At 73.1% G+C, this 26,254-nt stretch carries 23 protein-coding genes; 4 read left to right on the top strand and 19 right to left on the bottom strand.

Annotated elements, in window-relative coordinates; translation table 11 throughout:
- Positions 1–87: 87 nt before the first annotated feature.
- From ACFWP2_RS07740 to ACFWP2_RS07725, 4 genes are all read right to left on the bottom strand, one after another.
- A complete protein-coding gene (locus ACFWP2_RS07740; RefSeq protein WP_380449398.1) occupies positions 88–816 on the bottom strand; it encodes an amino acid ABC transporter ATP-binding protein in 729 nt (242 codons plus the stop codon).
- 47 nt (positions 817–863) lie between these two features.
- Positions 864–1,109 (bottom strand): LapA family protein, encoded by a 246-nt coding sequence (locus ACFWP2_RS07735; protein WP_380449347.1) that lies wholly within the window; start codon positions 1,107–1,109, stop codon positions 864–866.
- Between the two features lie 147 nt (positions 1,110–1,256).
- Positions 1,257–3,029: an ABC transporter ATP-binding protein gene (locus ACFWP2_RS07730; RefSeq protein WP_380449346.1), complete on the bottom strand. Its 1,773-nt coding sequence runs from the start codon at positions 3,027–3,029 to the stop codon at positions 1,257–1,259.
- A 43-nt stretch (positions 3,030–3,072) separates the two neighbouring features.
- Positions 3,073–4,851, bottom strand: a complete 1,779-nt coding sequence (locus tag ACFWP2_RS07725; RefSeq protein WP_380449345.1) for an ABC transporter transmembrane domain-containing protein — start codon at positions 4,849–4,851, stop codon at positions 3,073–3,075.
- A 612-nt stretch (positions 4,852–5,463) separates the two neighbouring features.
- Between ACFWP2_RS07725 and ACFWP2_RS07720 the strand changes: the two genes are divergently transcribed.
- Positions 5,464–6,330: an aldo/keto reductase gene (locus ACFWP2_RS07720; RefSeq protein ID WP_380449344.1), complete on the top strand. Its 867-nt coding sequence runs from the start codon at positions 5,464–5,466 to the stop codon at positions 6,328–6,330.
- A gap of 179 nt (positions 6,331–6,509) precedes the next feature.
- Here ACFWP2_RS07720 and ACFWP2_RS07715 read toward each other — a convergent pair whose 3' ends face one another.
- Positions 6,510–7,334 (bottom strand): MarR family winged helix-turn-helix transcriptional regulator, encoded by an 825-nt coding sequence (locus ACFWP2_RS07715; protein ID WP_380449343.1) that lies wholly within the window; start codon positions 7,332–7,334, stop codon positions 6,510–6,512.
- 445 nt (positions 7,335–7,779) lie between these two features.
- On the opposite strand from ACFWP2_RS07715, the gene fabG reads away from it, so the two are divergent.
- Both fabG and ACFWP2_RS07705 read left to right on the top strand, forming a co-directional pair.
- On the top strand, positions 7,780–8,547 hold the full coding sequence (gene fabG / locus ACFWP2_RS07710) for a 3-oxoacyl-ACP reductase FabG (RefSeq protein WP_380449342.1): 768 nt from the start codon (positions 7,780–7,782) through the stop codon (positions 8,545–8,547).
- 231 nt (positions 8,548–8,778) lie between these two features.
- Positions 8,779–9,597, top strand: a complete 819-nt coding sequence (locus ACFWP2_RS07705; protein ID WP_380449341.1) for a phosphatase PAP2 family protein — start codon at positions 8,779–8,781, stop codon at positions 9,595–9,597.
- A 114-nt stretch (positions 9,598–9,711) separates the two neighbouring features.
- On the opposite strand, the gene ACFWP2_RS07700 is transcribed toward ACFWP2_RS07705, so the two are convergent.
- The gene (locus ACFWP2_RS07700) at positions 9,712–10,005 is read right to left on the bottom strand and encodes an I78 family peptidase inhibitor (protein ID WP_380449340.1); all 294 of its coding nucleotides are present in this window, start codon (positions 10,003–10,005) and stop codon (positions 9,712–9,714) included.
- A 75-nt stretch (positions 10,006–10,080) separates the two neighbouring features.
- Here ACFWP2_RS07700 and ACFWP2_RS07695 point away from each other — a divergent pair, with 75 nt between their 5' ends.
- Entirely contained in the window at positions 10,081–10,353 is a 273-nt protein-coding gene (locus ACFWP2_RS07695) for a DUF6343 family protein (protein ID WP_380449339.1), read from the top strand.
- Positions 10,354–10,425: 72 nt separating this feature from the next.
- Here ACFWP2_RS07695 and ACFWP2_RS07690 read toward each other — a convergent pair whose 3' ends face one another.
- The 13 genes from ACFWP2_RS07690 to ACFWP2_RS07630 all read right to left on the bottom strand — a co-directional run bounded on the left by ACFWP2_RS07690 (position 10,426) and on the right by ACFWP2_RS07630 (position 26,210).
- Positions 10,426–11,823 carry an aspartate aminotransferase family protein gene (locus tag ACFWP2_RS07690; RefSeq protein WP_380449338.1) on the bottom strand — a complete coding sequence of 466 codons (1,398 nt, stop codon included), beginning with the start codon at positions 11,821–11,823 and terminating at the stop codon, positions 10,426–10,428.
- On the bottom strand, positions 11,813–13,723 hold the full coding sequence (dxs, locus tag ACFWP2_RS07685; RefSeq protein WP_380449337.1) for a 1-deoxy-D-xylulose-5-phosphate synthase: 1,911 nt from the start codon (positions 13,721–13,723) through the stop codon (positions 11,813–11,815). Before dxs ends, ACFWP2_RS07690 begins: the two co-directional genes overlap by 11 nt.
- 159 nt (positions 13,724–13,882) lie before the next feature.
- On the bottom strand, positions 13,883–14,911 hold the full coding sequence (hpnH, locus tag ACFWP2_RS07680; RefSeq protein WP_380449336.1) for an adenosyl-hopene transferase HpnH: 1,029 nt from the start codon (positions 14,909–14,911) through the stop codon (positions 13,883–13,885).
- Between the two features lie 2 nt (positions 14,912–14,913).
- Positions 14,914–15,594 (bottom strand): 1-hydroxy-2-methyl-2-butenyl 4-diphosphate reductase, encoded by a 681-nt coding sequence (locus tag ACFWP2_RS07675; protein ID WP_380449335.1) that lies wholly within the window; start codon positions 15,592–15,594, stop codon positions 14,914–14,916.
- Complete coding sequence (gene shc, locus ACFWP2_RS07670) at positions 15,591–17,615, bottom strand: squalene--hopene cyclase (RefSeq protein WP_380449397.1); 2,025 nt, start codon at positions 17,613–17,615, stop codon at positions 15,591–15,593. Before shc ends, ACFWP2_RS07675 begins: the two co-directional genes overlap by 4 nt.
- A gap of 64 nt (positions 17,616–17,679) precedes the next feature.
- Complete coding sequence (locus ACFWP2_RS07665) at positions 17,680–18,768, bottom strand: polyprenyl synthetase family protein (protein WP_380449396.1); 1,089 nt, start codon at positions 18,766–18,768, stop codon at positions 17,680–17,682.
- 206 nt (positions 18,769–18,974) lie between these two features.
- Positions 18,975–20,423, bottom strand: coding sequence for a hydroxysqualene dehydroxylase HpnE (gene hpnE, locus ACFWP2_RS07660; protein WP_380449334.1), 1,449 nt, complete (start codon positions 20,421–20,423; stop codon positions 18,975–18,977).
- 127 nt (positions 20,424–20,550) lie between these two features.
- On the bottom strand, positions 20,551–21,408 hold the full coding sequence (gene hpnD / locus ACFWP2_RS07655) for a presqualene diphosphate synthase HpnD (protein ID WP_380449395.1): 858 nt from the start codon (positions 21,406–21,408) through the stop codon (positions 20,551–20,553).
- A 41-nt stretch (positions 21,409–21,449) separates the two neighbouring features.
- Positions 21,450–22,412: a squalene synthase HpnC gene (gene hpnC / locus ACFWP2_RS07650; RefSeq protein ID WP_380449333.1), complete on the bottom strand. Its 963-nt coding sequence runs from the start codon at positions 22,410–22,412 to the stop codon at positions 21,450–21,452.
- A gap of 272 nt (positions 22,413–22,684) precedes the next feature.
- Positions 22,685–23,494, bottom strand: a complete 810-nt coding sequence (locus ACFWP2_RS07645) for an ABC transporter ATP-binding protein (protein ID WP_380449332.1) — start codon at positions 23,492–23,494, stop codon at positions 22,685–22,687.
- Positions 23,487–24,428, bottom strand: coding sequence for an ABC transporter permease (locus tag ACFWP2_RS07640; protein ID WP_380449331.1), 942 nt, complete (start codon positions 24,426–24,428; stop codon positions 23,487–23,489). The genes ACFWP2_RS07645 and ACFWP2_RS07640 overlap by 8 nt, the downstream gene beginning before the upstream one ends.
- A gap of 151 nt (positions 24,429–24,579) precedes the next feature.
- Positions 24,580–25,476: a glycosyltransferase family 2 protein gene (locus tag ACFWP2_RS07635; RefSeq protein WP_380449330.1), complete on the bottom strand. Its 897-nt coding sequence runs from the start codon at positions 25,474–25,476 to the stop codon at positions 24,580–24,582.
- Positions 25,473–26,210 carry a CDP-alcohol phosphatidyltransferase family protein gene (locus ACFWP2_RS07630; protein WP_359901747.1) on the bottom strand — a complete coding sequence of 246 codons (738 nt, stop codon included), beginning with the start codon at positions 26,208–26,210 and terminating at the stop codon, positions 25,473–25,475. The genes ACFWP2_RS07635 and ACFWP2_RS07630 overlap by 4 nt, the downstream gene beginning before the upstream one ends.
- Positions 26,211–26,254 lie beyond the last annotated feature (44 nt).

The following is a 26,254-nucleotide window of genomic DNA, read 5'->3' as shown; positions in this document are numbered from 1 at the left end:
GCGCGTACCGACTCGCACGGCGGGCCGCGCGCCGGCCCTCCCCGCGGACCGCACCACGGGCGTCGTCTCACGGTTCACGGCGCCGCCTCAGTGCTTCAGGATCTTGGACAGGAAGTCCCGGGCGCGATCGCTCTCCGGAGCGCTGAAGAAGTCCTCCGGGGCGCGGTCCTCGACGATCCGGCCGTCGGCCATGAACACCACCCGGTTCGCGGAGGCCCTGGCGAAGCCCATCTCGTGGGTGACCACGACCATCGTCATGCCCTCGCTCGCGAGCTGGCGCATGACGTCCAGCACCTCGTTGATCATCTCGGGGTCGAGCGCCGAGGTGGGCTCGTCGAACAGCAGCGCCTTGGGGTCCATGGCCAGCGCACGGGCGATCGCGACCCGCTGCTGCTGCCCTCCGGAGAGCTGCGCCGGGTACTTGGCGGCCTGGTCGGCCAGGCCCACCCGCTCCAGCAGCGCGCGGGACTTGGCGTCCGCCTCCGCCCTGGGCCGGCCACGGACCTTGATCTGCGCGAGCGAGACGTTCTGCAGCACGGTCTTGTGCGCGAACAGGTTGAAGGACTGGAACACCATGCCGACCTCGGCGCGCAGCCCGGCCAGGCCCTTGCCCTCCTCGGGCAGCGGCCGGCCGTCGATCAGGATGCTGCCGTCCTCGATCGGCTCCAGCCGGTTGATCGCCCGGCAGAGGGTGGACTTGCCGGAGCCGGACGGGCCGATGATCACGACGACCTCGCCGCGCCCCACCGTGAGCTCGATGTCCTGCAGGACGTGCAGGTCACCGAAGTGCTTGTTGACCCCGCGCATCTCGATCAGCGGGGTGAAGGCCGAGCCACCGGTCGGCGTCGGCCCTGGGGCCGCCGTCACCTGTCGCGCCGTCCCTTCAGCAGCCAGCCCAGCGCGACGCCCGCGATCAGCGTGGCCAGCAGCGCGATCCAGAGGGGCGCGGTGACGGTGAAGACCCAGAACTGGATCTGGACCCGGTCGAGGTTGGCGAACAGGAACCACACCGCGAGGACGACGATGACGCCGATCCCGATGTAGCGCGTGGGAATCCCGCCGATCTCACCGCGCGGGGAACGGGACGAGCCGTCTGAAATCTTGGTCACCGGAGCAGTCTGCGGGCCGGGCGGCCATTTTGCCCGGTTACGCGCCCCTTCCGGGCCAGGGAGTAACCCGTACGGGGCAATCCCGCCCCGTACGGGTTTGAAACCGCTTCGGCCCGACACCCGTCCGGACGGCTGCGGTGGGGCCCGCTACCGCTCGTCCCGCCAGGACCGCCAGAGCGCCGCGTACGGACCGCCGGCCGCGACCAGCTCCGGGTGGCTGCCGTACTCGCTGATCCGCCCGCCCTCGACCACCGCGATCACGTCCGCGTCGTGCGCGGTGTGCAGCCGGTGGGCGATGGCGATGACCGTCCGCCCCTCCAGCACCCGCGAGAGCGAGCGCTCCAGGTGCCGCGCGGCCCGCGGGTCCAGCAGGGAGGTGGCCTCGTCCAGCACCAGGGTGTGCGGATCAGCCAGCACCAGCCGGGCCAGCGCCAGTTGCTGGGCCTGCGGCGGGGTCAGCGAGGTGCCGCCGGAGCCCACCTCGGTGTCCAGGCCTTCCGGCAGTGCGTCGACCCAGGCCCCGGCGTCCACGGCGTCCAGCGCGGCCCGCAGCTCGGTGTCGTCCGCCTCGGGCGCGGCCAGCCGCAGGTTGTCCCGCAGGGTGCCGACGAAGACGTGGTGCTCCTGGTTCACCAGGGCGACCTCCGCGCGCACCCGCTCGGCCGGCATCCGGGCCAGCGCCGCCCCGCCGAGGGTCACGCTGCCGCGGCCGGGGGCGTAGATCCCGGCCAGCAGCCGGCCGAGGGTGGACTTGCCCGCGCCGGACGGCCCGACCAGCGCGACCCGGCTGCCCGGGGCGACGTCCAGGCTGATCCCGTGCAGGACGTCGGCGCCCTCGCGGTACCCGAACCGGACGTCCGTGGCCTCGACCCGACGGCCCTCCGGCCGGGCGGACTCGTCCCCCTCGTGCTCGGGCACCTCGCGCACGCCGACCAGCCGGGCCAGCGAGGCCTGGCCGATCTGGAGCTCGTCGTACCAGCGCAGGATCAGGTCCACCGGGCCGGTCAGCATCTGCGCGTAGAGCACGCCGGTGGTCAGCTGGCCCACGGTGATCCAGCCCCGGAGGGTGAACAGCCCGCCGAGCACCAGGGTGGCGAGCATAGCCACGGTGTACACCGCGTCGATGGTCGGGAACCAGACCGAGCGCAGCCACAGGGTGTACCGCTCCCAGGCCAGCCACTCGCGCAGCTTGCGGTCGGTCAGCCGGACCCGCTGGTCCCCCAGCCGCAGCGCCTCGACCGTCCGACCGGCGTCCACCGTCTCGGCCAGCACGTTGCTGACCGCCGCGTACCCGGCCGACTCGCTGCGGTAGGACTGCGGCGCGCGCCGGAAGTACCAGCGGGAGCTGACCAGCAGCAGTGGCAGCCCGGTCAGCGCGGTCAGCGCGAGCAGCGGCGAGGTGACCAGCAGCGCACCGATCACCAGCAGCAACGACACCACGGCGACGGCGAGTTCGGGCACCGCCTCACGCACCGACTTGTCCAGCCGGTCGACGTCGGTGGTGCCCCGGGAGACCAGGTCCCCGGTGCCGGCCCGTTCCAGCACCCCGGTCGGCAGGGCCACCGAGCGGACCAGGAAGTCCTCGCGCAGGTCGGCCAGCACCCGCTCGCCGAGCACCGCGCCGCGCATTCGCGACCAGCCGGTGAACGCCGCCTGCGCCACCAGCGCCAGCAGGTACCAGGCGACGGCCACCGCGATGGTGGACCCGGCCGTCCCGGTGACCAGCGACTCGACCAGGCGCCCGAGCACCCAGGGCCCGACCAGCCCGGCCACGGTGGCCAGGGAGTGCAGCGCCACCACCGCGGAGAACCCGGCGCGGTGCCGCCGCGCGAGCAGCAGAAGGTACTCGCGCACGGCGGCCGGGGAGCCGACCGGCAGGGTGGCGGCCGGCCCCTGTTCCTCCTGGAGCGGAGGCTTCATGACGTACTCCTCGCCTGTGTGGAAGGGAAGTTGGCGATGTCGCTCATACGGCCTCACCCACCGGACGGGCCGCCTCCTCGCCGCGGGTGACCACGTCCCGGTAGGCCGGCTCGGTGCGCATCAGCTCGCGGTGGTGCCCGGCCGCGACGACCCGGCCCTCCCGCAGCAGCACCACCCGGTCCGCCTGGTCGAGCAGCAGCGGGCTGGTCGCGAACACCACGGTGGTGCGGCCCGCCCGGGTGTCCCGCAGCCCGGCGGCGATCCTCGATTCGGTGTGCGCGTCCACCGCGCTGGTGGGCTCGTCCAGCACCAGCACCGGCGGGTCCGCCAGCAGGGCGCGGGCCAGGGCGAGCCGCTGGCGCTGCCCGCCGGAGAGCGACCGTCCGCGCTCGGTGATCCGGGCGCGCATCGGGTCTCCCCCGCACTCCGGCGAGCCCTGCACCAGGGCCTCCAGCACGTCGTCCGAGCGGGCCGCCGCCAGGGCCGCGGCGGCCGTGACCCGCCCCGAGGACGGGATGTCGAACAGCTCGGCCAGCGTGCCGGAGAGCAGCACCGGTTCCTTGTCGTGGACCAGCACCGCCGCCCTGGCCTCGGCCAGCGGCACCGCGTCCAGCTCCGTGCCGCCGAGCCGTGCCGGGGCCTGCGCCCGCTCGTCCTCGGCCCGCGGGACGTGGCCGCCGAGCCGCTCGGCCAGGGCCCCGGCGACGTCCGGGTCCCCGCAGACCACCGCGGTCAGCTCGCCGGCCCGCGCCGTCAGCCCGCTCGCCGGGTCGTGCAGGTCGGCCTTGTCCGGCCTGACCAGCGACGCCTGCGCCGTACCGGACGTCCGGCCGAGCGAGAGCACCCGGACGGCCCGCCCGGCGGAGACCCGGGCCACGCTCCACGCGTGCGCCGCCTCGCCCAGGATGCGCAGCGGAGCGGCCAGGAAGGCCGTGGCGCCGTAGACGGCGATCAGGGTGCCGACGGCGAGTTCGCCGGAGGCCACCTGCCGGGCGCCGTACCAGGTGACGCCGACCACGAACAGGCCGGGCAGCAGCACCTGTTGCGCCTGCATCAGCGACTGGATCCGGGCCGAGCGGACGGCCGCCGCCCGGACCTTCTGGGAGGCGGCCCGGTACCGCTCCAGGAACAGCTCCTCGCCTCCGATGCCGCGCAGCACCCGCAGCCCCGCGACGGTGTCGGCCGCCAGCTCGGTGGCCTTGCCGCCGAGGGCGCGCTGCTGCTCGTAGCGCCGCTCGAAGGGCCCGATCAGCGGCCAGACGGAGGCCGCCAGCACCGGGACGCCGAGCAGCACCCCGGCCCCGAGCACCGGATCGACCAGCAGCAGCACCGCCAGGCCGACGGCCAGCCAGACGATCACCGCGGACCGGACCCGGGCGGCCAGCTCGACGTACCAGCCGATCCGCTCGACGTCCCCGCTGCCGACCGCGACGACCTCGCCGGTGGCGATCCGGCGGGACAGCCCGGCCCCGAGGTGCGAGGCCTGCCGGGCCACCAACTGCCGTACGTGGGTGGCCGCGTGGAGCCAGTTCCAGACCGCCTGGCGGTGCGCCAGCACGGTGCCGAGGGCGGCGCTTGCACCCAGCAGCAGGAGGAGCCCGCCGGAACGCCAGATCCCGCCGGCGTCGCCGTCCACGACGGCCTGCACGCCGAACCCGAGCAGTATCGGCAGGGCGGCCTGGCAGCCCATCTCGATCAGCGTCCAGACGGTGGCGAGCAGCTGCCCGCGCCGCTGGCTGCGGCGCAGCCAGCGCAGGAAGGCCCGGGGCGAGGAGAGGTCGGGGCCGCCGGGATCGGCCAGCGGGAGGGGGATGAGCAACATGACACTCCGATACGAGCGGTGCGCGGGCGCGGGGGCACGGGCGCACGGGGTGCGTGGGTACGGGGAGCTACGGGAGCTCGGGGAACAGCGCGCACGGAACACCGCGGCGGCATGCGCACGGCACGGACGGCGGCCGAACGGCGGGCGGCCCGACGAGGAGCGGCCCGAGCCGACGGGCGGAGGACGCGCGGCACGGCAGCCCGGCTGCGGCGCGACGTCGACGATGCGTCCGGAGCGGAGCCGGACGGCGTGGGATGGGCACGAAGGGCCCGGAAGTCAGGAGGTCATGGCCGTGAGACTGCCAACCTCCGCGTGATCTGCGCAACAGGTTTTTCGCGGCGGCCCGCGCGCCCCACACCCCCGGCCACCGCGCACCGGACCCGCGCGCCCCCGCACGCCCCCCGCACGCCCCGCCGGTGACCAGCACGTGCCCGGCTACTGCCCGGCAGTCGCCCCGCACCGGTGCTCCCCGCCCGCCACCGGCCGGCCGCCGCCCCGGCCAAACCCCCGCAAAGCTTCACCAAAGTTTCGCCCGTTCGGCGGGAACAATCACACCGGGGCGCCAGTTGCCCCCACTGGAACCACAGGACAATCAGGAGGGCACCCCTTCCCGTGAGCACCATCCCCACCGTCACCCTCAACGACGGCGCGCAGATCCCGCAGCTCGGCTTCGGCGTGTGGCAGGTCCCGGACGCCGAGGCCACCCCGGCCGTCCGCAGCGCGATCGAGGCGGGCTACCGCTCCATCGACACCGCGGCGATCTACGAGAACGAGGCCGGCACCGGCGCGGCGATCGCCGAGGCGCTGGCCGGCGGCGTGGCCCGCGAGGACCTCTACGTCACCACCAAGCTGTGGAACTCGGGCACCCGCGACTGGTCCGGCGCGCAGGGCCGCGACGCCGTGCTGCGCGAGTTCGACGCCTCGCTGGCCAAGCTCGGCCTCGACCACCTCGACCTGTACCTGATCCACTGGCCGCGCCCGATGCACGGCGACAGCTACCTGAACATCTGGAAGGCCTTCGAGCAGCTGAAGGCGGACGGCCGGGTCACGTCGATCGGCGTCTCCAACTTCGGCACCGAGCAGCTGACCCGCCTGCTGGCCGAGGCCTCCGTCGCCCCGGTCCTGAACCAGGTCGAGCTGCACCCGTACTTCCCCCAGACGGAGCTGCGCGCCTTCCACGCCGAGCACGGCATCGCCACCGAGGCCTGGAGCCCGCTGGGCCAGGGCAAGGACCTGCTCGCCGAGCCCGCGCTGGTGAAGATCGCCGAGAAGCACGGCCGCACGGTCGCCCAGGTGGTGCTGCGCTGGCACCTCCAGAGCGGTGTGATCGCCATCCCGAAGTCGGTCACGCCGTCCCGCATCCGCGAGAACCTGGACGTCGCCGGCTTCGAGCTGGACGCCGAGGACCTCGCGGCGATCGCCGCCGTGGCCACCGGCAAGCGGATCGGCCCGGACCCGCAGGAGTTCGACTGGAACTGACGTCCGGCCCGGGGCCCCGTTCCGGGCCTCCGAGTGCCTGACCATCCGTCATGCCGAAGACCGCCCGCACCCCTACGGGAGCGGGCGGCCTTCGGGATGCTCCGATCCGCCGAAGTCCATGGCCATGGACCCTCAGCGATTTTGGCGAATCGTTTTGGCTACCGCGGCGAAGATTTGACCTAGAGCCTGCCCGCCTTCGCGATGAGCGCGAGCGCGGCCTCGTGCTCCCCCTCCTCCAGCGGAGCCAGCAGCAGCCGCTGGACCTCGGCCACCCCGGCGGCCGAGCGGTGCAGCAGGTCCTGTCCCGCCGGTGAGAGCGAGAGCAGGTTGCGCCGTCCGTCCGAGGGGTCACGCCGGCGCTGCACCAGACCGCGGCGCACCAGCCTGCTGACCATCTCGGCCATCGTGGCCTTGTCCAGCGAGGCCAGCTCGCCGACCGTGCGCTGGTCGGCGCCCGGTTCCAGTTCCAGCGCGTCCAGCACCGCGTACTGCGGAGCCGTCAGCTCGGCGCCCACGTGCTCCGACCAGAGCTTGGTGTGCACCTGCTGGCTCACCCTGATCAGGTAGCCGATCGCCCGCTGGGCGTCCAGTATCGGCCGCGCGTCGGTGATGACGGCGACCGCCGCGGGCTCCAGCCTGGCTATCTTGGCCATCACCCGGACGATCTCGACCTGTTCCTCCGCCGTGAGCGGCTCGAACAGGACGCGCTGCACGCGGACCACACCACCGGTGGCCTCGCGCACCGCCTGAGCACCGCTCTGCGAGAGCGCCAGCAACTTGCGCCGGCCGTCGGCCGGGTCGCGCCTGCGCAGCACCAGGCCGCGGCGGACCAGCCGCGCGACCATCTCCGCCATCGTGGCCTTGTCCAGCGAGGCCCGCTCGCCGACCGTCCGCTGGTCCGCACCCGGTTCCAGGGCCAGGACCAGCAGCACGGCGAACTGCGGAGCCGTGAGATCGGCTCCGACGTGTTCGGACCACAAGCGGGTGTGAACCTGCTGTGCCACGCGAATGAGGTGTCCGGGCGACTGCTGAAGTCGCGCAGACACGCGGGTTGTCGGGATCTCCCCCAGCACCATGTATCCGTCCCGATGTCACACCCGGTGTGTGTGGGACACCCGGGTGGGGCAGTAACGGCGAGTGGGCGTCCAGCTATGAGGGAGGGCGCTCCAGCCGTGCAGCCGGTGGCTGCTGGCGGACACTATACAAACGGCGGGCCCTTGCTGGCAGGCAGGGGCGGATAGTAGACGCAGGTTCGGCAACATTGGCATATTTACGGGCTGCGAAGGCCTTGCAGTAACCCGTTCTCAGCAGAAAGCCGACCGGTCGGTCCTTACCGACCGTCACCTGCGTCTCTCCACCCTGGTCGCCCTCCCTACCCGCCGGTAGGGTGTGGCCACCCTCTCCGGGGGCTCTCCCCGGGAGGCAACCCCGAGAGAGACGAGAGCAAGCATGACCGAGCAGAGCACCGCCCCCCGGGTCGCCGTCGTCACCGGCGCCGCCCGCGGCCTGGGCGCCGCCACCGCCGTCCGGCTGGCCGCCGACGGCTACGCGGTCGCCGTCCTGGACCTGGACGAGTCGGCCGGCAAGGAGACCGTCGACCGGATCACCGCCGCCGGCGGCAGGGCGCTGGCCGTCGGCGCCGACGTCTCGGACGCCGAGCAGGTCCAGGCCGCCGTCGACCGGGTGACCGCCGAGCTCGGCGCCCCGGTCGTCCTGGTGAACAACGCGGGCGTACTCCGCGACAACCTGCTCTTCAAGATGTCCGAGTCCGACTGGGACACGGTCATGAACGTTCACCTCCGCGGCGCCTTCCTGATGACCCGCGCCGTGCAGAAGCACATGGTCGACGCCGGTTTCGGCCGCATCGTCAACCTGTCCTCCTCCTCGGCCCAGGGCAACCGCGGCCAAGCCAACTACTCGACCGCCAAGGCCGGGCTCCAGGGCTTCACCAAGACTTTGGCCATCGAGCTGGGCAAGTTCGGCATCACGGCCAACGCGGTCGCCCCCGGCTTCATCGCCACGGACATGACAGCCGCCACCGCGGCCCGCGTCGGCATGGACTTCGAAGACTTCAAGCGGGCTGCGGCCTCTCAGATCCCGGTCCAGCGGGTCGGTCAGCCTGAGGACGTCGCCCACACCATCTCCTTCCTCGCGAGCGAGGGCGCCGGATTCGTCTCCGGCCAGGTGATCTACGTCGCGGGCGGCCCCCTCGACTGAGCACGGAACCTACACAGGGTTACCACGGAGTGGGAAGCCGGCCCCGCCGGCCTCCCGCTCCGTCTGCTTTACCGGGGCTTTTGCAGAATCATTCGACGACCACACGGACTTTCGATCCCGGAATAGTCGAAATCACCCCCCGGGCCACCCCCGATCGGCCCGATTGTCGATTTCCCGGGAAAATGACAATTACCACCGGAATAGCCCTGTCCGGCTGGGTAAGGTCACCCCGTGCAATCCAGAAGTACCCCCGCTCCCATTCCGCGCCAGGGGCCGGAGCGCCGCACCCCCGAAACCGGCCACCGGGAACGTCCCACCACCCCCAGGCGCACCCTCGCCCCGGCCGGCCCCGACCCCCGCGACCCCGGCGACCCCGGCTGGCCCCCGATGAGCCGACGGCAGGCCGCCCTGCTCGCCGTCACCCTCGCCGGCTACCTGCTGGTGCTGGCCGGGGTCCTGCTCAACACCGCGCTGGTCGACCTCGACTGGTCGGTCCGGCTGCTGCGCCCCTACGAGCGGTGGCCCCGGCTGGAGCCGCTGCTGGACACCTGGGTGGTCGCCGGGCAGCGCGGGCCCTCGGCGATCGCCGCCTTCGTCTGGCTCGGCTGGCGGGCCCGCCGCCTCGGCCGGCTGCGCCCGCTGCTGGTCATGGGCATCGCGCTGCTGTTGCTCAACGTCACCGTCGGCGCGGTCAAGATCGTCACCGGCCGGCTCGGCCCGCACTACGCCCAGTACGTCGGCTCGCCCGAGCTCTTCTCCGGCGGCACCATCTTCCCCTCCGGCCACACCGCCAACGCCGTGGTCACCTGGGGAGTACTCGCCTACCTCGCCGTCCGCTGGCGGCGCACCGGCGCGCTGATCGCCGCCGCCACCGCCTGCTCGATCGGCCTGACCACGGTCTACCTGGGCACCCACTGGGTCACCGACGTGCTGGCCGGCTGGGCCGCTGGACTGCTCGTCCTGCTCTCGCTGCCGCTGCTGGAGCCGCTGGTCGCCGCCGCCGAACAGCGGCTCCACCGGCGCTTGGCCCGTCGGCACCTGCCCTGCTGAACCCGTGCCGCACCGGACCCGAGCCGCACTGGACCCGAGGCACACCGGCCCCGAGGCACACCGGCCCCGAGGCACACCGGCCCCGAGGCACACCGAGCCCGACCGGCGCCGGGCCTACCCCTCCCAGCTGCGCTCGACCACACCGTCGCGCACCGCGAGGTTGAGCCGCCCCTGCCGGTACTCCATGGTCATCAGGTCCCCCGGCTCCAGCACCCGGACCGACGCCCAGCCGTGCCGCCGGGCCAGCTCCCGGGCCCGCTCGATCCGCAGCCCCGCGTACCCCTCGCCGTCCTGGCCCGCCGCACCCGCACCCGAACCCGCGCCGGAGCCGGAGCCGGAACCCGCGTCCGAACCGGAGCCCGAACCCGCCTTACCCGCTCCCGCCCCCACCGCGCCCGAACCCGACATCGCGCCTCCCCCGCTCGCCTCCTCGGACGTACGCTGGAATCGTAGCCCGACCCACGCGGTCCGGAGGTGAACGGCATGCGCACCCGCACCCCGCGACGGTGGCGCAGCGGCACCGAGCCGGCCACCGCCCGCAGTGACCTCAAGCTCCGCTACCTGCTCTCGCTCACCTTCACGCCGCTGTTCGCGCTGGCGACGGTGGGCTTCGCCCTCTGGGCGGCCGCCTCCCCCGCCGACGGCGCACCCAGCCGGGGCACCCTCACCGGCTTCGCCGTGGCCTGCGGCCTGCTCACCCTGTTCGCCGCCGTCGATCTCGTGGTGGTCATCCGGCGTCGCCGGACCGAGCTCTGACGCGGTGTCTCCCACGGAGTGGGAAGTCGGCTGGGCCGACTTCCCACTCCGCGCCACCCGCGGCACCGGGTCTCAGCGGCCGCCGACCGCCTGCTTGACCAGCGTCCGCCCGAAGTCCCACATCAGTCCGCTCCCCTTGTGGGCCTCGTCCATGATGTCGGTGAAGGCGTCCACGAACCGGTCCACATCGCGCTCGGTGATGATCAGCGGCGGGATCAGCTTGATCACTTCCAGGTGGTCACCGGACACCTGGGTCAGGATGCGGTGCCGCTGCAGCAGCGGCACCACCACCATCTGCGCGAACAGCCCCTTGCGCGCCGCCTGGAGCGCGGTCCAACCGGTGCGCAGCTTGAGCGACTTGGGCCGGCCGAACTCGATCCCGATCATCAGGCCGCGCCCGCGCACCTCGGCGAGCAGCTCGTACCTGTCGACCAGTGCGGCCAGCCGTTCGCGGAAGTGGTCGCCCACCTTGCGGGCGTTCTCCACCACCTGTTCGTCGCGCATCACCTCCAGGGTCGCCAGCCCGGCCGCCATGGCCTGGGCGTTGGACCCGAAGCTGGCCGAGTGCACCAGCACCCGGTCCATCGAGGAGTACACCTTCTCGAAGATCCAGCTCTTGCCGAGCGTCGCCCCGACCGGCACGTACCCGCCGGACAGCGCCTTGGCCGCGCAGACGAGGTCGGGCAGCACGCCGTCCTCGTGCTGGTAGGCGAAGAACTCGCCGGTGCGGCCGATGCCGGTCTGCACCTCGTCGCAGATCAGCAGCGCCTTGTGCTCGTGCAGCAGGGCCTGGGCGGCCCGCAGCCAGCCGGGCGGCGGCGCCTGGACACCCTTGCCCTGGATCGGCTCGACGATCAGCGCCGCGACGTCGCCGCGCTTCAACTCCTTGGCCAGCGCGCCGAGATCGCCGAGCGGGATGGCGGTGTCCGGCAGCAGCGGGTCGAAGCCCTTGCGGAATCCGCTCTCCCCGTTGACCGAGAGCGAGCCGGTGGTCAGCCCGTGGAAGGCGTGGTCGGCGTAGAGGATCCGCCGGCGTCCGGTGGCGTACCGGGCGAACTTGAGCGCGGTCTCCACCGCCTCGGTGCCGCTGTTGCCGAAGAACACCCGGTCCAGCCCGGGCGCGTACGACAGCAGCCGCTCGGCCAGCAGCCCGGGCAGCGGTGAGCAGTCGAAGCGGACGAGGTCCGGCAGATCGAGGTCCATCACCTGCTGGATCGCCGAGCGCACCACCGGGTGGTGGCGGCCGAGCGCGAAGATGCCGAAGCCGGCCAGCATGTCGAGGTACTCGTTGCCCTCGGCGTCGTAGAAGTACTGGCCCTGGGCGCGCTCGTAGTACTTGTCGAAGCCGATGGTGTGCAGCATCCGCGACAGCTGCGGATTGAGGTAGCGACTCTGCAACTCGTAGCGCTCGCCTCCCCGTTCGGCGATCAGGGCGGCGATGTCGAAGCGGCGGTCTGGGTCAGCCGGCATGGCGCGGGTTCGCTCCTCGGGTCGGTAGCAGGTTCTTGGCGAAGACGGCGGTCTGGGCGGCGACGCCGGTCCCGGTCAGCCCGGCCTCCTCCAGGATCTCCCCCCGCGAGGCGTGGCCGAGGAACTCCTGGGGCAGGCCGAGCACCCGCACCGGGACGTCCGCGTCGGCGTCGCGCAGCGCCTGGGCGACGGCCGAACCGACGCCTCCGGTACGGCCGTTGTCCTCGACGGTGACCACCAGCCGGTGGGCGGCGGCCAGTTCGGGCAGCGCCGGGTCGACCGGCTTGACCCAGCGCGGGTCGACCACGGTCGCGGTGAAGCCCTCGGCGAGCAGCAGCCGGGCCGCGTCCAGGCAGGCGGAGGCGGTGGTGCCGACCGCGACCAGCAGGATCTCCGGCGCCCGCCCGGTGCGCAGCAGCACGTCCACCCCGCCGATCCGCTCGACGGCCGGCACCGCGGGTCCGACGTTCCCCTTCGGGAAGCGCACGACGGTCGGGGCGTCCCCGACCTCGACGGCTTCGCGCAGCTGGGCACGCAGCTGTTCGGCGTCGCGGGGCGCGGCGAGCCGCAGGCCGGGGACGACCTGGAGGATCGACATGTCCCACATGCCGTTGTGCGAGGCGCCGTCCGGCCCGGTCACCCCGGAGCGGTCGAGCACGAAGGTGACGCCCAGCCGGTGCAGGGCGACGTCCATCAGGACCTGGTCGAAGGCCCGGTTGAGGAAGGTCGCGTACACCGCGACCACCGGGTGCAGCCCGCCGGTGGCCAGCCCCGCCGCGCTGGTGACGGCGTGCTGTTCGGCGATCCCGACGTCGAAGGTCCGCTCCGGGTAGGCCTTGGCGAACGGGGCCAGGCCGACCGGCTGGAGCATGGCCGCGGTGATCGCCACCAGGTCCGGTCGCTCGGCGCCGAGGGCGACCAGCTCGTCCCCGAACACCGAGGTCCAGGAGACCCCGCCGCTGGGCGAGATCGGCAGGCAGGTGTACGGGTCGATCGGGTTGACGGCGTGGAAGCGGTCGGCCTCGTCCTGCTCGGCCGGCCGGTAGCCGCGTCCCTTGACGGTCAGGCAGTGCACGATGACCGGCCCGCCGAAGTTGCGGGCCTGGCGCAGCGCCTGTTCGACCGCGCCCAGGTCGTGGCCGTCGATCGGTCCGAGGTACTTGAGGCCGAGGTCCTCGAACATGCCCTGCGGGGCGAAGGCGTCCTTGAACCCCTTCTTGGCACCGTGCAGCGCGTCGAAGATCGGCTGGCCGACCAGCGGGGTGCGCTGCAGGGCCTCCTTGCCGAGGGCGAGGAAGCGCTCGTAGCCCTGGGTGGTGCGCAGGGTGGCCAGGTGGTTGGCGAGCCCGCCGATGGTCCTGGCGTAGGAGCGCTCGTTGTCGTTGACGACGATGACCAGCGGCCGGTCGCGCGCCTCGGCGATGTTGTTGAGCGCCTCCCAGGCCAGCCCGCCGGTGAGCGCTCCGTCGCCGATCACCGCGACGGTGTGCCGGTCGTGCTGGCCGAGGAGCCGGGCGGCCTTGGCCAGGCCGTCGGCGTAGGAGAGTGCGGTGGAGGCGTGCGAGTTCTCGACCAGGTCGTGCTCGGACTCGCCGCGCGAGGGGTACCCGGAGAGCCCGCCGCGCATCCGCAGCCGGCTGAAGTCCTGGCGGCCGGTGAGCAGCTTGTGGACGTAGCTCTGGTGCCCGGTGTCGAAGACGATCCGGTCGTACGGCGAGTCGAAGACCCGGTGCAGCGCGATGGTCAGCTCGACCACGCCGAGGTTGGGCCCGAGGTGGCCGCCGGTGCGGGTGACGGCGTCGATCAGGAAGTCGCGGATCTCGTCGGCGAGCAACGGGAGTTCGGCCGCCGGGAGCTTGCGCAGCTCGGCCGGGGACGTGACGCGGGAGAGCAGTGACATGGGTACACCTCACGACTCGGGGCGGTGCGGTGGCGCCTCGGCCCGGCCCGGGCCCGGGGCCCGCGCCGGTTCGGGCACGGGGCCCGGCCTGGTGGGGGGCGGAGCCGGCCCGGGCGCGGGGCCCGGGCCGGGGTTCCGACCTGGAGTTCGACTCCCGGCTCAGCGGCCCTTGTTGCCGCTGACGGTCTCGGTGATGGCGCGCAGCGACTGCTGGAGCGAGCCCATCGTCGCGAGGACGGCGGTCGGCTCGTAGCCGCAGTGGGCCATGCAGTTCTCGCAGCGCGGGTCCTTGCCGCGGCCGTACTTGCTCCAGTCCGTCTTCTCGACCAGTTCGCGGTAGGTCGGCACGTAGCCGTCGGCCATCAGGTAGCAGGGCCGCTGCCAGCCGAACAGCGAGTAGTTGGGGATGCCCCAGGGGGTGCACTCGAAGTCGGCCTTGCCCTCCAGGAAGTCCAGGAAGAGCGGGCTGTGGTTGAGCCGCCAGCGCCTGCGGTTGCCGTCGGCGAAGGCCTTGCGGAAGAGCTCCCTGGTCTGCTCGACGCCGAGGAAGTGCTCCTGGTCGGGGGCCTTCTCGTAGGCGTAGGCCGGGGAGATCATCATCTCGTCGACCTTGAGCTCGTCGTTGAGGTAGTCCAGCACCTCGACGACGGTCTGCGGGGTGTCGGTGTTGAAGAAGGTGCTGTTGGTGGTGACCCGGAAGCCGCGCCGCTTGGCCTCCTTGATCGCGGCCACCGCCTCGTCGAAGACGCCCTCCTTGGCCACCGACTCGTCGTGCCGCTCGCGCAGGCCGTCGATGTGCACCGCGAAGGTGAAGTACGGCGAGGGCTTGAACTTGTCGATCTTCTTGCGCAGCAGCAGCGCGTTGGTGCAGAGGAAGACGTACTTGCGGCGCTCGACGAGCTGGCGCACGATCTCGTCGATCTGCGGGTGCATCAGCGGCTCGCCGCCGGCGATCGAGACCATCGGGGCACCCGACTCCAGGACCGCGCCGACCGCCTGGGCCACGGGCATCCGCTGCTTCAGGACGCCCGCCGGGTGCTGGATCTTGCCGCAGCCCTCGCAGGCCAGGTTGCAGGCGAAGAGCGGTTCCAGCTCCACGATCAGCGGGAACTTGTCCCGGCGCTTGAGCAGCTTCTGCTGCATGAGGTAGGTGCCGACCCGCACGGTCTGGCGCAACGGCATGGCCATGGCTAGCTCGCCTCCTGGGGGAGCGTCGAGGATGTGGGGTGGTTCAGGTCTGCGGAGCCGGGCGCGCGCTCCTGCCGGTACCAGTCGACCAGGGCGGGGACCGTCGCCCGCAGGGTCCGCCAGGCGCGCACCCCGGCCGGGAGGGTGCCGAACCGCAGCAGTTCGTGTTCGGGTGTGTCCACCACCACCCGCAGGACGGCCGCCGGCAGCGCGGGCCGCACCTCGCAGAGCGCGGCCAGGACGGCGGCGGCCTCCATGTCGACGGCGAGCGCGCCCTGGAGGTGCAGCGCCCGCCGCTCGATGCCGCGCACCACGTGGTCGGCGGTGTGGTGCACGCCGGTGTGCACGGTCAGGCCGCGCTCCTTCAGGGCCCGGGTGAGTGCCGCCCCGGAGTCGAGCGGGTACAGGTGGCCCTCGGCGTCGCGCACGCCGTCGGCGGCGACCACGTCGCCGGGCAGCACTCCCGGGCCGAGCGCGGCCCCGAAGCCGGCCACCGCCACGGCGCCGTAGCCGGTGGGGGCGGAGCCGAGCAGCCGCCGGACGGCCATCCCGGCGCGCCGCCGGCCGACCCCGGTGCGCACCAGCACCGGGGGCCCGCCGGCCGCACCGCGCCAGTCGCCGCCGCGCAGGGCCCAGACCTCGGGGCCCAGGGCGCAGAGCACCAGCAGCGGCGCGGTGGTCACCGCGCCGCCCCGATCGCCGGGGCTCCGTCGGCCCGGCCCGTGCCCGGGGCGCCGTTGAGGTAGCGGCCGAGCGCGGTGACCGGGAAGACCAGCCGGTACAGGTGGTAGTTGATGGAGAAGTCCCAGGGGAAGCCGGTGCCGGTGAACTGCGGCTCGTCCCAGGTGCCCTCGGGCAGCTGGGTGCGCACCAGCCACTCCACGCCGCGCTCCACCGCCGGATTGGCCCGGCCCTGCGGGCCCTCGCCGGCCGCGAGCAGCGCCATCAGCGCCCACGCGGTCTGCGAGGCGGTGGAGTCGCCGCGCCCGGCCCAGCGCGCCGGGTCGTCGTAGGAGCGCATGTCCTCGCCCCAGCCGCCGTCGGCGTTCTGCCGGTCCTCCAGCCAGCGCACCGCCCGGCGGATCGCCGGGTGCTCGTCCGGGACGCCAGCCGCCACCAGGGCGGGCAGAACCGAGCCGGTGCCGTAGATGTAGTTGGTGCCCCAGCGGCCGAACCAGGAGCCGTCCGCCTCCTGGTTGCGCAGCAGCCATTCGATGCCGCGCCTGGTCCGGGGGTCACGGGAGCGGCCGGTCTCGGCGAGCATCTCGACCACGTGCGCGGTGACGTCGGCGGACGGCGGGTCGACCACCTCGCCGAAGTCGCAGAACGGCAGCTTGTTGGGCAGCGTGCTGGTGTTGTCCACGTCGAAGGCGCCCCAGGCGCCGTTCTTGGACTGCATGCCGAGGTTCCACAGCACACCCCGGTCCACCGCCGCGTCGACCCTGCCCGGGTCGGGGTGGGCGACCCGGCGCAGCGCGAGCACCACCTCGGCGGTGTCGTCGATGTCGGGGTAGGTGTCGTTCTCGAACTCGAAGGCCCAGCCGCCGGGGGCGAGTCCGGGCCGCTGGACGGCCCAGTCGCCGCGCTTGCGGATCTCCTCGCCGAGCATCCAGTCGACGGCGGAGACCAGCGCCGGGTGGTCGGTCGGCACCCCGGCGTCGACCAGCGCGATGGTGGCCAGGCAGGTGTCCCAGACCGGGGACTGGCAGGCCTCCAGCCAGCGCTTGCCGTCCTCGGTGTGCACGGTGAAGCGGTCGAAGGAGGAGAGCCCGGCCTTCACCACCGGGTGCTCCAGCTCGTAGCCCTCCAGGTGGAGGGCGATCAGCGAGTAGACGGCGGGCGGCTGGATGCCGCCCCAGCAGCCGTCGGCCTCCTGCCGTTCGACGATCCAGCGGCAGGCCTGCGAGAGGGCCAGTCGGCGCAGCGGGCGGAAGGCCCGGCGGTGGTAGGCGTGCAGCGCCTTGTCGAGGCGTTCGAAGAGGCCGTCCCAGGTGGTGGCGGGGGCGAGCGGCCGGTGGGGGTACGGGTCGTTCGGGTCGGTGTGCAGCTCAGTGAGCGCGAAGGGGGCCGGACGGACCGGGCGGTGGGACGAGACGACGGTCAGCGGGACGATGGTCTGGCGGGCCCAGCAGCCGAAGGCGTAGATGTTCAGCGGCAGCCACTTGGGCAGGAAGATGATCTCGGGCGGCATCTCGGGCAGCCGTTCCCAGGGCCACCAGCCGAACAGCGCGAGCCAGATCCGGGTGAACACCCGGGCGGCCGCGATGCCGCCGGCGGAGCGGACGTAACGGGCGGCGGCCAGCATGTGCGGGGCGTCCGGGTCGTCGCCGGCCAGTTTGAGCGCGACGTACGCCTCGACGGTGGTGGACAGTTCGGGCGGCCCGCCGTGGAAGGTGGACCAGGTGCCGTCCTCGCGCTGCTGGGAGCGGATCCACTCGGCGGTGGCGCGGGTCTGCTCCTCGCTGCGGATTCCCAGGAACTGGCGGAGCAGTAAGTCCTCGGCGTCCATGGTGACGTTGGTCTCCAGGTCGCCCTTCCACCAGCCCTCGGACGACTGCAGGGAGAGCAGGTGGGTGGTGGCGCGGGCCAGGGCCTCCCGCGCGTCGGCCGGCCGGAGGTCCGCCCCACCGGCCGGCCGGAGCTGGTCGGTGTCCTCGGGCTGCCACCGCCCCGGACCCAGCAGGGCCGGGGGGCGGTCGCCCACCGCGACCGGCTCGGGATCGTACTCAGGGTCGAGCCGGCCGTCCGCGGTTGCTGTCAACGTAACGTCACCTCTCTCGTACCACCACGAATTCGGCGAGTGCGACGAAGTGCTCGCGCACCTCGTCGGTCATGGGCACCTCGTCCAGGGCGGCGAGGGCAGTCGTGTGCTGGCGGCGGGCCTCCTCCTGGGTCCAGGCGCGGCCGCCGGCCTCCTCGATCAGCGCGGCCCGGTCGGCGAGCTCGGGCTCGCTCTCCTCTCCGCGTCCCTTCGGGTCGGCCAGTTGCTCGGCGAGCCGGCGCGAGGCCGCTCCGCCCTCGGCCAGTGCGGCGGCCACCGGCAGGGACTTCTTGCGCTGGCGGAGGTCTCCCCAGTGCGGCTTGCCGGTGACCTCGGTGGCACCCCAGATGCCGAGCAGGTCGTCCACCGCCTGGAAGGCCAGACCCAGGTGGTGGCCGTAGCGCTGGAGCGCGCCGGAGACCTTGTCGTCGGCGCCGGCCAGGACGGCGCCGATCGCCGAGGCGGCGGCCAGCAGGGCCGCGGTCTTGCCACCCTCCATCTCCAGGCACTCCGCGACCGTGACGCTGTCGCGCTGTTCGAAGGCGACGTCCATGGCCTGGCCGTCGATCAGCCGGCGGGTCGCCGTGGTGAGCAGCCGGACGGCACGCGCGGCGTCGGTGGCACTCGTGCCGCCGGTCACCGCGGCGTCGAGCAGCACCTCCGTGCCGAGCGTCGCCAGGGCGTCGCCGACCAGGATCGCCTGGGCCGGCCCGAAGACCGTCCAGGCGGTGGCCCGGTGCCGTCGGGTCTCGTCACCGTCCATCAGATCATCATGAAGGAGGGAGAAGTTGTGCACCAGTTCAACCGCGACCCCGCCGGGCACCCCCACCTCCTCCGCCGCGCCGGTGGCCCGGGCGGACAGCAGCGCCAGCGCCGGGCGCACGGCCTTGCCGCCGTCCCCCGTCACCGGGGTGCCGTCCCGGTCGATCCAGCCGAAGTGGTAGGCGCCGACGGTGTCCATGGGTGCCGCCAAACGGGCGACGGCGGCCCGCAGCGGCGGAGTGCAGAGCGTACGGCTGCGGGCGAGCAGCTCCGGCACCGAGACCGGTTCGGCGTGCGCCGTGCCTCCGACGGCGAAGCCGGTGCGTGACTCCACGTGCGTTCCCTCTCCCTCGTGGTGCCGGACCGCACGGGGCGGCCGGGTGATGTCGGTGCGGCTGGTGTCGAATCGACTGCCGGTGCCGGTGCCGGTGGTGGCGGTGGTGGCGGTGCGCCCGTCCGGGCCGCTCCCGGTGGTCGCGCCGATGCGCTCGACGGTACGCCCGTCGGCTCTGGCGGGCTCTCCGGCGGCGGGGCCCGCCGTCACCTGGGCCACCTCCCGTCGCCGCGGTCCACCGGCACCCGGGCACCGGCCGAGGCGAGCGCGGCGTCCGCCGCGGCGTGGCCGCTGCGCACGGCCCCCTCCATGGTCGCGGGCCAGCCGGTGGCCGTCCACGAGCCGGCCAGCAGCAGCCCGGCGACGTCGGTGCGGGCCGACGGGCGCAGCGTCCCGTTGCCCGGGGCCGGGTCGAAGGTCGCGGTGCGCTCCCGGGTGACGAAGAAGTCCAGCACCTCCGCCTGGGCCGCGGCCGGCAGCAGCCGGCCCAGCTCGGGCAGGTAGCGGCGGCGCAGCTCGGCGACCGGCAGGTCGATCTCGTCCTGCGCGGCGGACTGCGACAGCGCCAGGTACTGGGCGCCCGGGTGGGCGCGGCCCAGCGCAGTGGCGGCCAGGCCGGAGTGCGCGGTGCGGTCGAAGACCCACTGGACCGGGGAGCCGAGCGCGGCGAAGAAGGGCCGGCGCAGCACCTTGCGGTCGTAGACGACGTGCACGTTGAGGATCGGCGCGGTGCCGAAGCCGGCCAGCCGGTCCTGTCCGGGGATCGCGTTCGGCGGCAGCAGCGCGGCCGCGCTGTCCTGGGCGCCGGCCAGCACGACGGTGTCGGCCGTGAGCAACTCCCCGTTCCCCAGGTGGCCGCCCTCCAGCCGGACGGCGTGCTGCGGCGCGGCCGGCTTCAGCTCGGCCACCCGGGCCCGCAGCAGCACCCGGACGCCGGCCCGCTCCAGCTCGGCGAGCGCCCGGTCGTGGTGGATCGTGCCGAGCGGGACGGCGGAGACGCCGATGTCCGAGGCACCCGGGTCGGAGAGCAGGCCGGTCTTGAACACCATCCCGGCGAGCGCCATCGACACCTGGTCGGCCCGGCCGTTCAGGGTGGCGACGCCGACCAGGTCCCACAGGGCGGCCTGGGTGGCGGCGTTCTGCCCGTTGCGGCGCAGCCACTCGCCGAAGGAGAGCTCGTCCAGCGCCGGGTCGGCGAGGTCCAGGCGCTGCAGGGCGAGCGCGCCGCGGACCACCCGGGCGCGGTCGGCCGGGGACAGGTGCGGGTAGCGGGCCAGGCTGCCGGCCAGGTGCAGCGGGACGGGCAGGCCGGCCCGGCGCAGCCGCCCGAGGGTGCGCACCGGGGCGGCCTGCGGCCCGGTCGCGGAGAGCACCGGGATGTCGAGGCGGTCCTGGAGGTGGACCAGCCGGGTGGCGCCGAGCCGCTCCAGCAGTCCGCGGTACGCGGTACAGCAGCGCAGGTAGACGTGCTGGCCGTTGTCGACGGTCAGCTCGCCGCGCTGGAAGGAGAAGGCCAGGCCGCCGAGCCGGGGCCGCCCCTCGGCGAGGGTGACCCGGTGGCCCGCCTCCGCGAGGCGCAGCGCGGTGGTGATCCCGGCGAGTCCGCCGCCGACCACGACGGCGGCCGGGCGCGCGGCATCGGCTCGCCCGGTCATCGGCCCTCCCCCTCGCAGTCGGTGGACCGCCCGCGGGCGGTCGCTGAAGCCGGTACCCGTCCGGTCGGCACGGACCTGCCCGCACGTGATTCCACGCTGACACAGCGTGACAGAAGTGGTGTGAGAATCAAGAACGCCCCCCGGCGAGCCCGGAAAGCGCCACGTACGCCTTCTCCCAGCCCGGCAGCGAGACCCGGCCGCGCAGCACCGACTCCGGGTCGGCGGCGATCCGGCCGAGCAGCCGGTGGTAGATCCCGGCCATCGCGGCGGTGCAGGCGCGGCTGCGGCGGTCGAGCATCGGCAGCAGCCGCAGGCCCTCCTCGAAGGCCGCCTGGGCGCGGGCGGCCTCGAAGGCCACCAGGCCGCAGAAGTCCGCGCCGACCGGGGGCTCGGGCAGGGCGAAACCCTGCTCGCAGCCGAACCGGACCAGGTCCTCGGCGGGCAGGTAGGTGCGGCCGTTCAGGGCGTCCTCGCGCAGGTCGCGCAGGATGTTGGTGAGCTGCAGCGCCAGGCCCAGGGTGTCCGCGTAGCGCGCCCCGAGCTCCGGGTCGTCGCAGCCGTAGACGCCCAGCGAGAGCCGCCCGATCGCGCCCGCGACGCAGCGGCAGTAGACCTTCAGCTCCTCGTAGGTCTGGTACTCGGCGCCCTTGAGGTCCATCTCGACGCCGTCGATCAGTTCGTCGAAGCCGCCGAGCGGGATCGGGAAGCGCCGGGCCGCGTCGGCCAGGGCGACCTTGATCGGGTCGGTGTCGTCCTCGGAGACCACCCCGGAGCGGACCTCGTCCACCAGTTCCCGGGTGCGCAGCAGTGCCTCGGCCTTGCGGTCGTCCGGGAGGTCGCCGTCGCCGATGTCGTCCACCCGGCGGGCCAGGGCGTACAGGGCCGACATGGCCAGCCGCTTGGGTTCGGGCAGCAGCCGGATGCCGTAGCTGAAGTTGCGCGCCTGCAGCCCGGTGACTGCCTCGCAGTACCGGTACGCCGCCATGACCTGGGCCGACGCCAGTGGTGATGCCGCCACTCGGGCGTTCACCTTCCCTTCGCGAAGATGGCCGCCGCCTTCGCTGCGAGGCGGCGCTTGTCAGGCTTCGCCTGCTGGGCGAGCACGTCGTACCCGGCGTCCTCGACGGCCGCCAGGGCCGCGTAGCCGCCTGCGGTGAATCCCGCCAGGAGCAGTCGAAGCCTCCCCCGAACCGTACCTACCAATGGTGCGCCGCGGTCGAGCAGGGTGCGGGCCCGCTCGACCTCGAAGGCGATCAGCTCGCGCACCGCGCCGTCGGCGGACGGGGCGGCGAGGTCCGCCTCGGTGACGCCGAAGCGGGCCAGGTCCTCGGCGGGCAGGTAGATCCGGCCGTGGGCCAGGTCCTCGGCCACGTCCTGGATGTGTTCGGCCACTTGGAGGCCGCTGCACACGGCGTCCGAGAGCTCGATCCGCTCGGGGGTGGAGACGCCGGCGATGGCCAGCACCAGGCGGCCGACCGGGTCGGCGGAGAGGGTGCAGTAGCCGATCAGGTCGTCGAAGGTCGCGTAGCGGGCGGTGGTCTGGTCCACCCGGTTGGCCTCGATCAGACGGCGGAACGGCTCGGGGGTCAGGCCGTGCCGGTCGACCAGCGGGACGAGCGCGCCCATCAGCGGGTGGCGGGGCCGGTCGGCGCCGGCCGCGGAACCGCCGGCGGTGCGCAGCGCGGTCTCGAACACCCGGTCGAGGTCCTGCTCCAGTCCGTCGAGCAGGGCGAGCCGGAAGGCGGTCTCCTGCGGGGTCGGCGGGCCGGGCTGGGCCGAAGGGGTGGCGGGGGGCGCCTGCTCGACCCCGAGCAGGCGGGCGGTGGCGGCCGGGTCGGCCAGGTCGCCGTCGCCGGCGTCGTCGACCAGGCGGGCGAAGCCGTACACCGCCATCAGGTCGTCGCGCCAGGCCGCGGGCAGGAAGAACGGCGCGACGGGGAAGTTCTCCGCGCCCGCCTTGTCCAGGGTCTGTCCTGCGGAACTGTTCACCGGCGTATCTCTGGGCTGGGCCGAAGCCGACACTGCTGTCACTCCCCCGTTCTACACCGCGTGGCACGACCGGCCCGACTCGGACACGCGTCCGAGCGCGGGGGTCACGCACGGCACACCGCCCCCTGGACCACCAGGCTGGCACGCCTGGGCCCGCCGGGAAAGACCGCCCCGCCCGGGGGCTCCGGGCGCTCTCCCCCGCGCGGGGCGGCGGGCACGGCGCGGGGCCGGCTCCGGAAGATCCGGAACCGGCCCCGCGGAAGTGACGGATACTACGGTCGCTCGCCGCGCTCGTAGCGGCTCACGACCTCCTCGGTGGGTCCGTCCATGACCAGCTCGCCGGCCTCGATCCATATCGTCCGCTCGCAGACCTCGCGGATCGAGTTGTTGTCGTGGCTGACCAGGAAGACCGTACCGGCGGACTTGCGCAGCTCGTCGATCCGGCGCTTGCTGCGCTGCTGGAAGGACTGGTCGCCGGTGGCGAGGGCCTCGTCGATCAGCAGCACGTCGTGGGTCTTGGCGGCCGCGATCGAGAAGCGCAGCCGTGCGCCCATGCCGGAGGAGTAGGTGCGCATCGGCAGGGAGATGAAGTCGCCCTTGTCGTTGATGCCGGAGAAGTCGACGATCTCCTGGTAGCGCGCCTTCACCTGGGCCGGGGTCATGCCCATCGCCAGGCAGCCGAGTATGACGTTGCGCTCGCCGGTGAGCTCGTTCATCAGCGCGGCGTTGACGCCCAGCAGCGAGGGCTGGCCGTTGGTGTAGATGGCGCCCTTCTCGGTCGGCAGCAGGCCCGCGATGGCCGCCAGCATGGTCGACTTGCCGGAGCCGTTGGAGCCGATCAGGCCGACCGCCTCGCCCTTGTACGCGGTGAAGCTGATGCCCCGGACCGCGTGCACCTCGCGCACGCCGGCGGCGCGCTTGCGGCTGATGATGCGGCTCAGCGCCGAGGTGGCGCTGCCCTTGCCGGCGCCGGCGCCGTGCACCTTGTAGACGATGTGCACGTCGTCGACGACGACGGTGGGCTCGCGGGCCACGTCCACGTCCTGGACGGTGCTGCTGGTGCTCAGGTCGATGTCAGCCACGGCCGTACTCCTCCTCGGCCTTCCAGAAGAAGACGTATCCGACGACGAACATGCCCACGCCCCACGCGAGGCCGTACGCCCACAGGTGCGGCGGGAGGGTCTGGTGCACCGGCTGGTGCGGGTTGTAGATGACCGGCGCGAAGGCGTGCCGCAGCAGGTCCATGTAGACCGACGCCGGGTTGGCCGCCATCAGCGTCTGGATGTAGTGCGGCCAGTGGGTGATCTTGTCCTGGATGCTGAACATCACACCGGACAGGAACATCCAGGCGCGCATCACGAACGGGATCAGCTGGGAGATGTCGCTGGTCCGGGAACCGATCCGGGCCAGCACCAGCGAGATGCCGGTGTTGAAGAGCGTCTGCAGGAGCAGCGCCGGGATGATCAGCAGCCAGGTCCGGCCCGGGGTGATGCCGGCGGCGAGCACGGTGATGATCAGGACGACCATGGAGATCAGCAGCTGCTGGAGCTGGATCACGGTGAAGGCGATCGGGAGGCTGGCCCGGGGGAAGTGCAGTGCCCGGATCAGGCCGAGGTTGTCGGAGATCGCCCGGGTGCCGGCCTGCACCGCGTTCTGGGTGAACTGGAAGACGAAAACGCCGATGCAGAGCCAGGCGATGTAGGTCTGGTCCGGGAAGCCCTGCTTGCTCGCCAGGATCACGCCGAAGACCAGGTAGAACACCGCGCAGTTGAGCAGCGGGGTCACCACCTGCCACAGCTGGCCGAGCTTGGCGTTGGTGTACTGGGCCACCAGGCGGGCGGTGGCGAAGGCCCAGATGAAGTGGCGCCGGGCCCAGAGCTGCTTGGAGTAGGCGAACAGGCCGGGACGGGCGCCGCTCACCGCCAGACCGTACTTGGCCGCAAGCTGCTTGGGGGTCAGGCCCGCGTCCGCCCCTCTGGGGGCCGAGAGGCTGACGGGTTCACTCACTGTCGACACATTCGTCCTTCACGCGGGATCGGTCGGGGCGGCCGGTCGGCGGGGCCGCCGGTGCGCCCGATGGGATCCACTGGGATCTCGGGGGAGCCGGCCGGTGTGTGGGCACCGGCCGCAGCGATCGATCATTCGATGCGGATGTCATCGGATGTGATCAGATGATCGGTGGTCGGCCCAGCCTGGTCAGTCGCCAAACGGTACGCCACCGCATGGGCCGCCGCGGACCGCAGGGTTCGCGCCAACCCGCCCGGAATCCGCCCCACCAGGCCTTCAGCGCCTCCGGGGAGGGGCGGCGGGCCAGGGTCAGCAGGAACCAGGTTCCCAGATAGAGAGGCACCAACAGGGCCGGAAGGTTCCGCCTCGCGAGCCAGACCCTGTTGCGGGCCACGTTGTGGAAGTAGGTCGCGTGGCGTGCGGGCGAGGTCGTGGGGTGGTGCAGCACCACGTCCGCCCGGTAGTCGATGGCCCAGCCGGCGTCCAGCGCGCGCCACGCGAGGTCGGTCTCCTCGTGGGCGTAGAAGAACTCGGCGGGCAGCTGCCCGGCCTGCTCGAACACCTTGCAGCGCACCGCGCTCGCGCCGCCGAGGAAGGTCGTCACCCGGGACGAGCGCAGCGGGTCGCTGGCGCGCAGCCGGGGGACGTGGCGGCGCTGGGTGGCCCCGGTGTCCGGGTCCGCGATCCGGAAGGAGACGATGCCCAGCTCCGGGTCGGCGGTGAAGGCCTCGCGCAGCAGCCGGGCCGAGTCGGTGCGCGGCAGGTTCCCGTCGTCGTCCAGGAACAGGACGGCGTCGACCTCGGCACCGTCGGGGCCGAACAGCTCGATGCCGACGTTGCGACCGCCGGGGATGCCGAGGTTCTCCGGCAGCTCGACGCTGCGCACGCCCTCCGGCAGCGGGGGCAGCGTCGCGCCCTGGCCGACCACGGCCAGCTCGACCGCCGGGCCCTCCTGGGCGCGGACGGCCTCGATCAGGGTGTTGAGCTCGGCGGGCCGGTTGCCCATGGTGATGATCACGGCGCCGAGGCGGAAGTTCTCCGCTGTCGTCGCGTTCATCGCAGCCTGCTGGAGAGGACGATGCTCAGCAGGTGCAGCACGGTCTGGAGCATGGCGATCGCCGCCAGGACGACCACCGCGAGCCGGGTGAAGAGGAGTCCGCCGTGCACGGCGTCGGCGACGCCGGCGGCCAGGACGAACAGCGAGGCCTCGACCGCGCCGACCAGGCGGTGGAACTTCAGGAAGGACGCCGCCCGGCGGGCCCTGGCGACGGAGGACGAGCGCGGCACCGAGGCGCTGTCCTCGACGGCCGTCATGCCGCTGCGGGCCCGGGCCACGTCCACCAGGTCGGTCTCGGACTTGATCAGGATCGCGCCGAGCGCGGCCAGGGTGCCGAGGAAGGCCCACTCCCAGTGGGAGCCGGCGCCCTCGCGGTGCAGCAGGTCGGTGGCGCGCAGGCCGAGGCCGGTCAGCAGGGCCGCCTCGGACATGTAGTGGCCGACCCGGTCCAGGTAGACGCCGGTGAGCGAGGTCTGCCGGCGCCAGCGGGCCACCTCGCCGTCCACGCAGTCCAGCAGCAGGTAGACCTGGATCAGCAGGGCGCCCAGGACGGCGCCCGCGATGCCCGGCACGACCAGCGCGGCACCGGCCAGGATGCCGGTGAACATCATCAGATACGTCAGGCCGTTGGGCGTGATCGCCGTCATGGTGGAGAGCACGCGGGTGATCCGCAGCGAGATCTTCCGCATGTACAGGCGGCCGGCCCAGTGCTCGGCGCTACGGCGCTGGAGCATGCCCTCCGGGTGGATCACCGCGCGCAGTTCCTCGATCGAGGGCC

This window comes from Kitasatospora sp. NPDC058444 (assembly GCF_042721415.1).
Taxonomy (GTDB): domain Bacteria; phylum Actinomycetota; class Actinomycetes; order Streptomycetales; family Streptomycetaceae; genus Kitasatospora.
This window is presented reverse-complemented; position numbering and strand designations above follow the sequence as displayed.

Excerpts from the sequence above, each read along its gene's own strand:
- hpnH (WP_380449336.1), bottom strand. The coding sequence starts at position 14,911 with ATGGCCATGCCGTTGCGCCAGACCGTGCGGGTCGGCACCTACCTCATG.
- ACFWP2_RS07690 (WP_380449338.1), bottom strand. The coding sequence starts at position 11,823 with ATGCCGGCTGACCCAGACCGCCGCTTCGACATCGCCGCCCTGATCGCC.
- fabG (WP_380449342.1), top strand. The coding sequence starts at position 7,780 with ATGACCGAGCAGAGCACCGCCCCCCGGGTCGCCGTCGTCACCGGCGCC.
- ACFWP2_RS07695 (WP_380449339.1), top strand. The coding sequence starts at position 10,081 with ATGCGCACCCGCACCCCGCGACGGTGGCGCAGCGGCACCGAGCCGGCC.
- ACFWP2_RS07630 (WP_359901747.1), bottom strand. The coding sequence starts at position 26,210 with ATGCTCCAGCGCCGTAGCGCCGAGCACTGGGCCGGCCGCCTGTACATG.
- ACFWP2_RS07725 (WP_380449345.1), bottom strand. The coding sequence starts at position 4,851 with ATGTTGCTCATCCCCCTCCCGCTGGCCGATCCCGGCGGCCCCGACCTC.
- ACFWP2_RS07730 (WP_380449346.1), bottom strand. The coding sequence starts at position 3,029 with ATGAAGCCTCCGCTCCAGGAGGAACAGGGGCCGGCCGCCACCCTGCCG.
- ACFWP2_RS07635 (WP_380449330.1), bottom strand. The coding sequence starts at position 25,476 with ATGAACGCGACGACAGCGGAGAACTTCCGCCTCGGCGCCGTGATCATC.
- hpnE (WP_380449334.1), bottom strand. The coding sequence starts at position 20,423 with ATGACCGGGCGAGCCGATGCCGCGCGCCCGGCCGCCGTCGTGGTCGGC.
- ACFWP2_RS07700 (WP_380449340.1), bottom strand. The coding sequence starts at position 10,005 with ATGTCGGGTTCGGGCGCGGTGGGGGCGGGAGCGGGTAAGGCGGGTTCG.
- hpnD (WP_380449395.1), bottom strand. The coding sequence starts at position 21,408 with ATGGCGGCGTACCGGTACTGCGAGGCAGTCACCGGGCTGCAGGCGCGC.
- dxs (WP_380449337.1), bottom strand. The coding sequence starts at position 13,723 with ATGTCACTGCTCTCCCGCGTCACGTCCCCGGCCGAGCTGCGCAAGCTC.